This is a genomic window from Povalibacter sp. (assembly GCF_036735925.1).
Classification (GTDB): domain Bacteria; phylum Pseudomonadota; class Gammaproteobacteria; order Steroidobacterales; family Steroidobacteraceae; genus Steroidobacter.
Map to the genome: position 1 here is coordinate 1 of NZ_DAINNK010000111.1, position 11,926 is coordinate 11,926.

Sequence of the window (11,926 nt, forward strand, 5' to 3'; positions counted from 1 at the left end):
GCGCGGAGGAGGGGAAGAACAAAACGCACTTGCGCTTAAGTCAGTGCCATTGGGCATCAGCCTGACTTCTGGCAGGCCGGCTGAAGCCGGCCCCACAGGAAGACTCAGACCCTGACTTCTTTTATGCGGTCTTTCGCGGCTCTCGATCCTCAGAAACTCCTGCCATCCACCGGCACGATCTTCAGCGTCGAGCGATCCACGTCCGGCAGGCAGCGCACGTTGATCGCCGCCACCGCATTGCCCTTCGGGTCCTTGCCCTCGCCGAACGGCGCGCAGCCGCAGTGACTGCAGAAATGATGCTGGATGACGTGCTTGTTGAACGTGTACGTCGCCAGCGTGTCGGTCGGTGTCCTGATCGTCAGCTTGTCGCGCGGCACGAACCACAGCAGGTAGCCCTTGCGACTGCAGTGCGAGCAGTTGCACTCCATGGCTTCGCCGAGCGTGCCTTCCACCTCGTACGTGATCCTGCCGCAATGGCAGCTGCCGCTGTAGATCATGAGTCCTCCATCGAACTGCCGGAAATGTCCGGCTCCGGTAAGCTGCGCGCATGAAAACGCAATCTCCCGCCGCCCGCAACCCGTCGGGCGTCCGCCTGCAGAAGGCCATGGCCGACGCCGGCATCGGCGCACGACGCGACTGCGAAGACATGATCACCGCCGGGCGCGTGCGCGTGAACGGCAAGGTCGTCACGTCGCTGCCGTGCTTCATCGATCCGGAAGCAGACACAGTCGAACTGGACGGCGAGGCCCTCCGGTTCCCGGAAGGCGTGCACGCGTCCGCGACCGCGAAGACGGCGGCGCGCTCGTACACCTATGTATTGATCAACAAACCCAAGGGCGTGATCACGACGACGCGCGATCCGGAAGGCCGACGCAATGTGCTCGACCTGCTGCCGCCGGCGATGCGCAAGGACGAACGCCTGTATCCCGTCGGGCGGCTCGACGGCGATTCGACCGGTCTGCTGCTGCTGACCAACGACGGCGATCTGGCCTTCCAGCTCACGCACCCGAAGTTCGGCGTCGCCAAGGAATACCGTGTCGTGTGTGCGGGGCTCGCTGCCGACGAGCAGCTGCAGGCGCTGAAACGCGGCATGTATCTCGTCACGCCCGCCTCCGACGGCACGAAGACCTCGAAGCGCGCCTCGATGGAATCGGTGCGCATCCTCAAACGCTTCGTCGATCGCAACCGCGGCGATCGCACGTTGTTGAGCGTGACGCTGCGCGAAGGTCAGAACCGCGAGATCCGCCGCATGCTGGCGCGTGTCGGCCTGAAGGTGCGTGAACTGGAACGCGTGGCGATCGGTCCGCTGCGCGCCGGCGGGCTGAAGCCGGGGCAGGTGAAGCTCTTGGGGAAGAAGGACGTGGAAAAGCTGCGCAGCGCGGTATTGGGGTAGTTCTTCTGTAGGTCAGGCTTTAGCCTGACTGCTTTCAGGCCGGCTAAAGCCGGCCCCACAGGAAGATGAAGATAGGGAGGACGCAGGAATCACCCTCTCCTGTCCATCGGCCGCACCAGGCCTTCCTGCGCCACCGATGCCACCAGCCGGCGTTGCCGATCGTAGACTTCGCCGCGCGCAAACCCGCGTGCGCCGCCCATGAACGGACTCGTCGCATCGAACAGCAGCCAGTCGTCCGAACGACACGGACGATGGAACCACATCGCATGATCGAGGCTCGCGAGCAGCACGTCCGCGCGGGTCGCTTCGGGATGGCGCAGCAGCGCGGTGCTGAGCAGGAAGTAGTCGGAAAGATACGCCGCACCCGCCTGCTGGGTCGTGCGATCGTCGGGCAGTTTCGACGATGAACGGATCCAGTACAGGCCGCGCGTCGCCGCTTTCTTGAGCACGAATTCTTCCGGGTTGGTGGGGCGGAATTCGACGAGCGACGGCCAGCTCTCCAGCGGCGGCGAATCCTTCGGCAGCAGCGCCGAATATTTTTTCGCGAGTTCCTCGGTGCTCATGAGCCCTTCCGGATCGGGCACGTCGATGTCGAGCGTCGCGGCGTGCTCGTAGCCTTCCTCTTCGCGATGAAACGACAGTTCCACGTGGAAGATGGTCTTGGCGCGCTGCCGGGCCACCACGCGACGGGTCGAGAAACTGCCGCCGTCGCGCGTCAGTTCGACGTCATAGATGACGGGAATGTCGCGCGCGCCGGCCAGCAGGAAGTAGCCGTGCAACGAATGCGCGTGACGCGCGCCACCGACGGTGAGGGCCGCCGCCTTCAGGCTCTGTCCCAGGATCTGGCCGCCGAACAGCGAGCCATTCATGTTTTCCTGATTGGCGCGGCTGCGGAACAGGTTGCTGTCGAGCTGCTCGAGTTCGAGCATGTCGCTCAGGTGCTGCGGCGCCAGTGGCGTGGTGCTGATCGGTGCGGGCATGCCGGCAGTATAGCCAGACGCCCGGGGATCGACCGGTCGACAACCGGCACTCGCCGGTGACCGGCCGCGCCTTGCCTGCCGTCCCTACTCCCCACCGGCGTTTTTCGTTAACCTCTGCGCCGCTACATAAAGAGTCGGCCACGAGCCAGCGGAGGATGCATGTTCAGCAGAGTCGCGAATCTGATCAAAGGATTTTTCTCGCTGTTCATCTCGGGCATGGAGAAACGCAATCCCGAAGCACTGCTGGAACTCGAGCAGGAGAACCTGCGCAAGCAGATCGCGAACTTCAACCAGGGTCTCGCCACCCACGCCGGCCTGTGCGAACGCATCATGGGCCAGGTCCGCAAGCTCGAAGCCGAACAGAAGGATCTGCGCGCCAAGACAGCCGCGCACCTGCGCGCCGGCAACAAGTCCGCTGCCGGACAGTACGCGTTGCGATTGCAGACCATCGAGCAGCAGCTCGAAGAAAACCGCAAGCAGCTCGAACAGGCGGAAGCCACCTACAAGAACCTCGTGAAGGCCCGCGACGTCGCGGTGCAGACCGCGCGCGCCAAGATCGAAAGCCTCAAGGGCGCGATCAACGACATGCGCATGAACCAGGCCATGGCCGAGATCCACGAAATGGCCTCCGGCATGATCTCCACCATCGGCGGCTCCGGCGACACGCTCAATCGCCTGCACGAAATGGTGGAGGACGAACGCACCCGGGCCGCCGGCCGCGCCCGCATCGCCCGCGACTCGATCGACATGAGTCAGGTCGACGTCAAGGAAACCGAAATGGCCGCACTCGCCGACCAGGCCCTGGCCGACTTCGCCGCCCGCGAAGGCATCTCCCTGCCCGGCGAACCGGCTGCTGCGCCCGCACCGCGCAGCATGGGCACGGAGAGTCAGGGCGGATGAAGACGAAGAAGATCTCCACGGGGGGCACGGGGAACACGGGGTCGGAACGAGAGGTTCAGATGCGAGCTTTTTTTTCTCTCTTGTCCCCGTGATCCCCGTGTCCCCCGTGGAAATTCCTTCTTCTCTTTTCTGATCGTCACATGCCTGCACCCCAAGGAGCACCCGGCTGGGCGAATGAACTGGCGCTGGCGTACGAAAGCGGTGCGCACGGGCAGTTCATCCTGTACGGCAACGTGCATGACCGGATCGCGGTCGGCAACCGGCTGGTGAATCTCGCCGGTTATCTGGAGAACGAGCTGCTCGCAGCGTTCCAGGTGGTGCTCTCCTACGATCTCGGCAACGGCCTGACGATCGAGCGCGGCGGCGAACTGGTCGAGAAATGGGCGGGCGCGGATCTCAAGCGCACGCCGCGCGAACCGCTGGACGCGATTCACTACATCAGCAAGTACCTGCGTTACCTCGGCAACCTGCGCGCGCTCGGGCGCGAAGCGAAGGAAAACGTCGCGGTGATCCTGCGCGGCATCGATCAGATCGCGCCGGCCGACGGACACGGTTACGAACACGGCAGCCTGTCGAGCCTGTTGCGCGAATGGGCCGGCGAATCGCCGTTCTCCGAACTCGCGTTCACCAGCATCCTGATTGCCGACAATCTCAACGACGTCGAGCCGCAGGTGGCGTTCGACGCGCACACCGCGCGCATCCGCGTACCGCTGCCCGATGCGCCCGCACTCGAACGCGCGCTGACAATCCTGAAGACGCAGCAGCCTGCAGCGTTCGCGGCCGATGCGAACCTCGGTCAGCTCGCTGCCGCACTGGCGGGTGTCACCGTGTCGGCGCTCGAAAGCCTGATCAAGGTACGCGCGCACGAGAAACGCGTGCTGGGCACGCCGGATCTGACGCGCATCAAGAAGGATCTGGTCGAACGCGATTCGGCCGGCCTGGTCGAGTTCATCGAATCGAAGCGCACGCTCGATGACTATCACGGCCAGGACGCGCTCAAGCAGTGGCTGCGCCAGGACATCGCGCTGTGGCAGCAGGGCGATCTGAAGGCGCTGCCGATGGGCTACCTGTTGTGCGGGCCGGTCGGCACCGGCAAGACGTTCCTGGTCGAATGTCTCGCCGGCGAAGCGGGCGTGCCGGTGGTGAAGCTCAAGAATTTCCGCGACCGCTGGGTCGGTTCCAGCGAAGGCAATCTGGAAAAGATCTTTCGCCTCGTGCGGGCGCTCGGACGCTGCATGGTCTTCATCGACGAAGCGGATCAGACGCTCGGCCGGCGCGAATCCGGCAGCGGCGACAGCGGCCTCTCCGGCCGGCTGTATTCGATGATCGCGCAGGAGATGGCGGACACCGCGAATCGCGGCCGCGTGCTGTGGATTCTGGCGTCGTCGCGGCCGGACCTGATCGAAGTCGATCTCAAGCGACCGGGCCGTGTCGATGTGAAAGTGCCGCTGATGCCGACGGCGACGCCTGCAGAAAGCGCCGGCCTGATCGCCGCGCTCGCGAAACGCTATGGCCTGCCGCTGGAGGCCGCCGACCTCGGCCGGCTCGAACCGAAGATGCCGACGCTGATGACGCCGGGCGCGGCGGAAGCGCTCGTGGTGAAAGCGTATCGACATTCGCGCACGCAGAGCGTGCCCGCCGCTGCCGCGCTCGAAGCCTGCCTCATCGGCTACCAGAATCCGGTGCCGGCCGACGTGCTCGAATTCCAGATGCGCATCGCGGCGCGCGAAGCGACGGACCTCGCCTTCGTTCCCGAGCCGTTCCGCAAGTTCGCGGCGGCGACGCCCGCAGCATGAACGGCAAGCGGTCGTATCTCGCCGCGGCCTTCAATGCGCGTCCTTTCGGCATGCCGGTTCCGCCGAACTGGTTCGGCGTGGCAGCGTTCGCGCTGCTCGGCGCACTGGTGAATCCGGGATTCTGGCTGATCGGCGCCGGCCTCGAAGGCCTGTATCTGTGGGCGCTGTCGCGCAACGCACGCTTTCGCGCGACGGTCGACGCCGAGGGCGGCAGGGACCACTGGAGCAGCCGCTATGGTTCCCTGATCGCGCTGCTCGACAATCATGCGCGCCAGTCGCAGGACGCCATCGAGGCGCAGGCGCGCGAGATCGTCGAACTGCTGGCGCGCACCGGCGCCACCGAATCGCAGATCAGCGATGTCCGGCAGATGGCCTGGCTGCATCTGAAGCTGCTGGCGGCGCGCGCCTCGATCCTGCAGGTGATCACGTCCGCGGAACGCGAGAAGCGCGATCTCGAAGAACAGGAACGCCGGCTCATCGATCGTCTGTCGGGCAACGACCTCAACGACAATCTGCGTCGCAGCCTCGAACAGCAGCTCGAAGTCATCCGCTCGCGCCGGGCTGCCCATGCCGATGCGCAGGGCCGCCGCGAACTCGTCGAAGCCGAACTCGAACGCCTGCGCCAGCAGGTGAATCTGGTGCGCGAACAGGCGCTGCTCGCGACCGACGAACACAGCGTGGCGTCGTCGCTGGATGCGCTGTCGGCGTCGCTCAATGAGGCGAATCGCTGGTTGAAGGATCAGCGCGAATTGTTCGCGGGGCTGGACGATCTGACGGACGAGCCGCCGCCGGCGGAGTTGTTGCGGCCGAAGAGCAGCGGCCGACGCAGGGAGCGAATGGCCGAATGAGCACCCGATGGCACCTGTTGTGGGGCCGGCTTCAGCCGGCCTCTGGGAATGTCAGGCTGAAGCCTGACCTGCAGGGAGAGGCGACAGCCATCGGCATCAATGAGAATCGGGCATCACAGGAGATGACTCATGACCGTACTTGAACGACGCCATGCCCGCGGCTCCGCCGCCGGCAACCTGATCACGCTGCTGCTGTTCGTCGGCCTGATCGCGCTCGGCGCCTGGCTCTGGCTCGGCAAGAAGACACCGGATGCCACGACCCAGACCGCGTCGCAGTCTTCGGGCCAGCCCGCTGCCGACGGCGATGCACCCGCGCCTATCGAGCCCGTCGACGGCACGCCGACGCTCGACGCTGCCGCGACCTACGAACCCAGGGACGGCGTGCTGCAGATCGACATCAGCGAGTACGCCGGCTACGGCGGCCTGATCGTCGCCAACGGCGGCCTCGAACCGAACCCCGATTCCTTCTTCGCGAAGGAATACGGTTTCAAGGTGAAGATCTCGATGAGCGAGGACGAGACCTGGTCGCCGCTCAACAATGGCCGGCTCGCCGCCACCGCGACGACCACCGACGCGCTCGCCGTGCTCGGCCGCCAGTTCGACGCCGTCATTCCCGTGCAGATCGGTTACTCGCGCGGCGCCGACATGGTCGTCGTCGATCGCGGCATCGCCTCCATCAACCATCTCGCCGGCAAGGTGCTGGCGGCCTCCCAGTTCAACGAAAGCGAATTCTTCATCCGCTATCTCGCGCAGGAAGCGGGCGTGCCGGTCACGGTGCTGCGCGATCTCGATTCGAAACCCGCCGCCGGCGAGCTCGGCCTCGTATTCTACGAGGACGCCTTCGTCGCCTGCGACGCCTATGCGCATGAACTCGCGCGCGGTTCGCAACGCCTGAACGGCTGCGTCGGCTGGACGCCGCGCACCAACGAAGTCGTCGAACAATCGAACGGTCAGGCCAAGGTGCTGGTCTCGAACCGCAACCTGCTGGTGATCGCCGACGTACTGGCCGTGAACAGGGGCTTTGCGAAGGCGCATCCAGACATGGTGCGCGGACTGGTGCACGGCATCCTCGAAGGCAATCGCCGCCTGCGCGATCAGCAGGCGCAGCACATCGGCGTCGTCGCCAAGGCTTTCGGCTGGACGGAAGACGAGGCGCGCAACGAACTCTCGCACGTGCATCTGGCCAACCTGCCCGAGAACCGTGCGTTCTTCGGCGGCACCATCGATTCCGCCGGTTCGTTCGGCGGCATTTTCCAGTCGTCCGTGCTGGCGTACGGCAGCGTCATCAGGAATCCGACCGATCCGGCGCGCTTCGTCGACACCAGCTTCCTCGATGCGCTCGCGGGCAAGGGCCTGTACGCGGATCAGAAGATCGCCATTGCGCCGATCAAGACTTCGAGTTCGGCGTCGCTCGAAGGCGATCCGCTGCTGAGCAAGGACATCCGCTTCTTCTTCGAACCGAACTCCTCGACGCTCGACAGGAACGCACCGCAGAACGCGGAATACCTGGAAACCATCAACCGCTTCCTGCAGGTGAGCCCCGGCTCGACCGTGCTGCTGCGCGGGCACGTCGACAATGCGCGCGTCAACGAATTCCGCGACCAGGGCGGCGAACAGCTCGTGAAGAGCATGGCGCTGAAAGCGATGGAACTGTCACGCCAGCGTTCCATCGCCGTGCGCGACGCACTGCTGGAACGTCACAGGAAGATCGACGCCTCGCGCATCGAAACCGTCGGCCGCGGCTGGGAAGAACCGGCGAGCCCGAACAGCGAGCTGAACCGGCGGGTCGAGGTGCAGTGGTTTACGTTGGAGTAAAACCCAGAAAGAAATAGCCGCGCGCAAAAGACGCAAGGTGAAGAATCGACTCTGACCTTGCGGCTTCTGCGCCTTTTTGCGGCCAATATTCCGAAAGCTACTCCTTCACGATCGCCTGATACGTCAGCGACCGCGAGATCGCCCGCACGTCGGGCATGTTGTCGCTGCGGTGCTGGATCATGCCGATGACGATCAGGTCGTTGACCGGGTCGATCCAGAACCAGGTGCCGGCGTAGCCGCCCCAGTAGTACGTGCCTTCGCCGTAGTAGCCGCCGGCAAGCTGCGGATCGTTCACGACGGCGAAATCGAACCCGAAGCCGGTGCCCGGCCCCACGCTCACGCCTGCCGGCAGCACGTCGGTGCGCATGAGCTTCACGGTGAGCGGCGACAGCAGGCGCACACCGTCGAGTTCGCCGCCGTTGAGCAGCATCTGGCAGAAGCGCATGTAGTCGCTGATGGTGGAGGCGAGTCCGCCGCCGCCGGACGGCATGACCGGCGGCTTCGAGTAATCGGCGACGCCGGGCATGGGCACGAGCCGGCCATCCTTGTCGGTCGTGTAGAACGACGCGAAGCGATCCATTTTCTCCGCCGGCACGTAGAACGCGGTATCGACCATCTTCAGCGGATCGAAGATGCGTTCCTTCATGAACTCGGGGAAGGACTTGCCGGACAGCTTCTCGACCAGGTAACCCTGCACGTCCACCGACACGCTGTAGTGCCAGTCCGAGCCCGGCTGCGACAGCAGCGGAATCCCGCCCAACTTGTCGATCATGGCCTGCAGCGGCTGGGTCGCATCGAACACGTTGGCCTTCGTGTACATCGCGTCGACCGGCGTCGAACCGAAGATGCCGTACGTCAGGCCGCCCGAATGCGACATGAGTTCGCGCATGGTCATCGGATGATCCGGTTCGACCTGCGTGACCGCGCCCGTTTCCGGATTCACCTTCGCGACCTTGAGATTCGCGAATTCGGGAATGTGTTTCGAGACCGGATCGTTGAGCTGCCACTTGCCGTCTTCGTACAGCATCATCATGGCGACGCCGGTGATCGGCTTGGTCATGGAGTAGATGCGGAAGATCGTGTCCTTCTTCATCGGCGCGCCCGAGGTAACGTCGCGCACCCCGGCCGTCTCGAAGTGCACGACCTTGCCGTCCTTCGCCACCATCGTGACGACGCCGGAGAGCTGCTTGCTGTCCGCGAGCTGCTGCATGCTCGCCGTCAGCTTCTGCAATCGCGCCGACGACATGCCGACGCTTTCGGGCCGCGCCGTCGCCAGGTCGGCCGCGGACAACTGGCCGGCGAAAAAGACCAGCAGCAATGAACCGATGATGGAACGTCTCAGCATCGTGAAATCCCCCTGTGTGAGTTGATTGTCGGAATGGCCGGATGATTGGATGAAAGAACGACGGATGCAAGGCTCCGCGCAAGCGCACAGGATTCTTTGCTACGGCTCTGATCCCCTCCTCCGCGCAGCGGGGGAGGGTTAGGGTGGGGGCGTCAAGGCAAACTGCGCTGCCTGGTTTGACACCCCCATCCTGTCCTTCCCCCGCTGCGCGGAGGAAGGGACGCACAGTTCGATCACGATAAGACCCGACGCAAGAACATCCAGTACCGCGCACCTTCCGTGCTGCAGGCCGCGTGACCATAATCGCGCCGTGTCCATCGATCTGCCCTCCCTGCCCATCGTCGAAGCGCTGCCCCGGCTCAAGCAGGCTTTGATCTCGAACTCCAATGTCGTGCTGCAAGCGCCGCCCGGCGCCGGCAAGTCGACGCTCGTGCCGCTGGCGCTGCTGGACGAAGCCTGGCGCGGCGACGACCGCATCGTCATGCTCGAACCGCGACGGCTCGCGGCACGCGCCGTCGCATCGCGCATGGCGCAGTTGCTGGGCGAGCCGGTGGGACGCACCGTGGGCTATCGCACGCGGCTCGACAGCAAGGTGTCGGCGCAGACGCGCATCGAAGTGGTCACCGAAGGCATTCTCACGCGCTGGCTGCAGCGCGACGCCGCACTCGAAGGCGTGGCGCTGGTGATCTTCGATGAATTCCACGAACGCAGTCTGCAGGCCGATCTCGGCCTGGCGTTGTGCCTCGATGCGCAGGGCACGCTGCGCGAAGACCTGAAGCTGCTGGTCATGTCGGCGACGCTGGATGGCGAGGCGGTCGCCGCCCTGCTCGGTGCTGCGCCGATGGTCACGTCGGAAGGGCGGATGTTTCCGGTCGATACGCACTACCGGAGCGGGATCGGGGGACGGGGCGCGGGGCGCGAAGAAGATGTGGCGCTTGTCGCGGCGAATGTGACGGCGCGTGCAATCGAAGATCAGGACGGCGACGTGCTGGTCTTCCTGCCGGGGCAGGGTGAGATCCGTCGCACGCAGCGGCGACTGGAGGAGTTGCAGCTGCCGCGCGGCACGCGCGTGCTGCCGCTGTACGGCGAACTGCCGATCGAGCAGCAGGACGCGGCGATCCGCCCGAGCGGCGCCGGCGAACGCAAGATCGTGCTCGCCACCAATATTGCCGAGACGAGCCTGACGATCGAGGGCGTGCGCATCGTCGTCGATTCCGGTCTCGCGCGGCGCGCGCGCTTCGATCCGGCCACGGGCATGAGCCGGCTGGAAACGGTGCGCATCTCGCGCGCGTCGGCCGATCAGCGGCGCGGTCGCGCGGGGCGCCTGCAGGCGGGCGTGTGCCATCGACTCTGGTCGGAAACGGAAAACATCGGCCTGCCGGCGCAGACGCCGGCGGAAATCGTCGAAGCCGATCTCGCGCCGCTCGCGCTGGAACTCGCAAACTGGGGCATCGGCGATCCGCTCGCGCTGCGCTGGCTGGATGCGCCGCCCGCGGCGAGCTTCGCGCAGGCGCGCGATCTGCTGCGCGATCTGGATGCGCTCGATGTCGATGGCCGCATCAACACGCATGGCCGCGCGCTGGCGCGTATCGGCACGCATCCGCGGCTCGCGCACATGATCGTGCGCGGCAACGAACTGGGACTGAAACAACCGGCATTGCAGATCGCCGCACTGCTGGGCGAACGCGATCTGCTGCGGCTGCCCGCCGGCCAGCGCGATGTCGATGTGCGGCTGCGCATCGACGCGTTGCGCGACGGACGCGCGCCTTCGGGCGCGAGCATCGACGCCGGTGCACGTCAGCGTGTCGCCCGCAGCATCGATCTGCTGGAGCGGCAGATGAACCTGCCGGCGACGACGCAGATCCCCTATTCCGATGACTCGGCCGGCCGGCTGCTGGCGCTCGCCTATCCCGATCGCATCGCGCAGTCGCGCGGCGAGGGCGGCCGATATCTGCTCGCCAGCGGCCGGGGCGCGCGCCTGACCGACGTCAGCAGCATCGGCAAACACGAGTTCATCGTCATCGCCGATCTCGACGCCGGCGAACGCGAAGCGACGATCCGGCTGGCCGCGCCGGTATCGCGCGCGACGCTGGAACAGGATTTCGCGAGCCACATCGAGACGCGCGAACGGATCGAATGGAATTCGCGCGACCAGAACGTCGCCGCACAACGCGAACGATGGCTCGGCGCCATCGCCCTGGAAAGCCGGCGGCTCGACAGCCCCGACGGCGCACGGGTCGCGGCCGCACTGCTCGCAGGCATCCGCGAACTCGGTCTCGCCACACTGCCCTGGACCCGCGAGGCGCGGGCGCTGCAGGCCCGCATGAGCTTCGCGCGCGCGCAGGATCAGCGTGCCATCAAACCCTGGCCGGCAGTCGATGATGCTGCGCTGCTCGAAACACTCGAGGAGTGGCTGACACCCTGGCTCAATGGCATGAGCCGCCGCGATCACTGGTCGCGTCTCGACCTGCATGGCGCGCTGCTCGCCCTGCTCGACTGGGACCAGCAGCAGCGACTCGCCGACATCGCGCCCACGCATCTGGGCGTGCCCAGCGGCTCGCGCATTCCCATCGACTATTCGACCGAGTCGCCGACGGTGGCGGTGCGGCTGCAGGAAGTTTTCGGCATGCACTCGACGCCGTTGATCGGCGGCAACCGGGTGCCGCTGACACTGCAGCTGCTGTCGCCGGCGCATCGGCCCGTCCAGGTCACCCGGGACCTGGCGAGCTTCTGGGCGCGCGGCTATGCCGACGTCAGACGGGAACTGAAGGGGCGCTATCCGCGTCACTACTGGCCGGACGATCCGTTGACGGCCGAAGCCACGGCGCGCGCCAAGCCGCGGGGGACAT

The 11,926-nt window shown here is 65.7% G+C and carries 9 protein-coding genes; 6 read left to right on the forward strand and 3 right to left on the reverse strand.

Translation table 11 applies throughout. The annotated features are described in order from the left end of the window. Nucleotides 1-149: 149 nt before the first annotated feature. On the reverse strand, nucleotides 150-497 hold the full coding sequence (locus V7D81_RS21425) for a GFA family protein (RefSeq protein ID WP_324320135.1): 348 nt from the start codon (nucleotides 495-497) through the stop codon (nucleotides 150-152). A gap of 50 nt (nucleotides 498-547) precedes the next feature. Here V7D81_RS21425 and V7D81_RS21430 point away from each other — a divergent pair, with 50 nt between their 5' ends. After that, nucleotides 548-1,393, forward strand: a complete 846-nt coding sequence (locus V7D81_RS21430; protein ID WP_324320137.1) for a pseudouridine synthase — start codon at nucleotides 548-550, stop codon at nucleotides 1,391-1,393. A gap of 89 nt (nucleotides 1,394-1,482) precedes the next feature. Here V7D81_RS21430 and V7D81_RS21435 read toward each other — a convergent pair whose 3' ends face one another. Beyond that, the gene (locus tag V7D81_RS21435; protein ID WP_324320139.1) at nucleotides 1,483-2,373 is read right to left on the reverse strand and encodes an acyl-CoA thioesterase; all 891 of its coding nucleotides are present in this window, start codon (nucleotides 2,371-2,373) and stop codon (nucleotides 1,483-1,485) included. A 159-nt stretch (nucleotides 2,374-2,532) separates the two neighbouring features. Between V7D81_RS21435 and V7D81_RS21440 the strand changes: the two genes are divergently transcribed. The 4 genes from V7D81_RS21440 to V7D81_RS21455 all read left to right on the forward strand — a co-directional run bounded on the left by V7D81_RS21440 (nucleotide 2,533) and on the right by V7D81_RS21455 (nucleotide 7,732). Next, complete coding sequence (locus V7D81_RS21440; protein WP_324320141.1) at nucleotides 2,533-3,273, forward strand: PspA/IM30 family protein; 741 nt, start codon at nucleotides 2,533-2,535, stop codon at nucleotides 3,271-3,273. A 140-nt stretch (nucleotides 3,274-3,413) separates the two neighbouring features. Further along, on the forward strand, nucleotides 3,414-5,069 hold the full coding sequence (locus V7D81_RS21445) for an AAA family ATPase (RefSeq protein ID WP_324320143.1): 1,656 nt from the start codon (nucleotides 3,414-3,416) through the stop codon (nucleotides 5,067-5,069). Further along, complete coding sequence (locus V7D81_RS21450) at nucleotides 5,066-5,917, forward strand: hypothetical protein (RefSeq protein WP_324320145.1); 852 nt, start codon at nucleotides 5,066-5,068, stop codon at nucleotides 5,915-5,917. The genes V7D81_RS21445 and V7D81_RS21450 overlap by 4 nt, the downstream gene beginning before the upstream one ends. Before the next feature lie 129 nt (nucleotides 5,918-6,046). After that, complete coding sequence (locus V7D81_RS21455) at nucleotides 6,047-7,732, forward strand: phosphate ABC transporter substrate-binding/OmpA family protein (RefSeq protein WP_324320147.1); 1,686 nt, start codon at nucleotides 6,047-6,049, stop codon at nucleotides 7,730-7,732. 97 nt (nucleotides 7,733-7,829) lie between these two features. Here the strand turns inward: V7D81_RS21455 and V7D81_RS21460 are convergent, their stop codons facing one another. Continuing rightward, nucleotides 7,830-9,077, reverse strand: a complete 1,248-nt coding sequence (locus tag V7D81_RS21460; protein ID WP_324320149.1) for a serine hydrolase domain-containing protein — start codon at nucleotides 9,075-9,077, stop codon at nucleotides 7,830-7,832. Nucleotides 9,078-9,387: 310 nt separating this feature from the next. On the opposite strand from V7D81_RS21460, the gene hrpB reads away from it, so the two are divergent. Continuing rightward, nucleotides 9,388-11,926: ATP-dependent helicase HrpB (gene hrpB / locus V7D81_RS21465; RefSeq protein WP_324320151.1), on the forward strand; the 2,539-nt coding region annotated here is incomplete at its 3' end.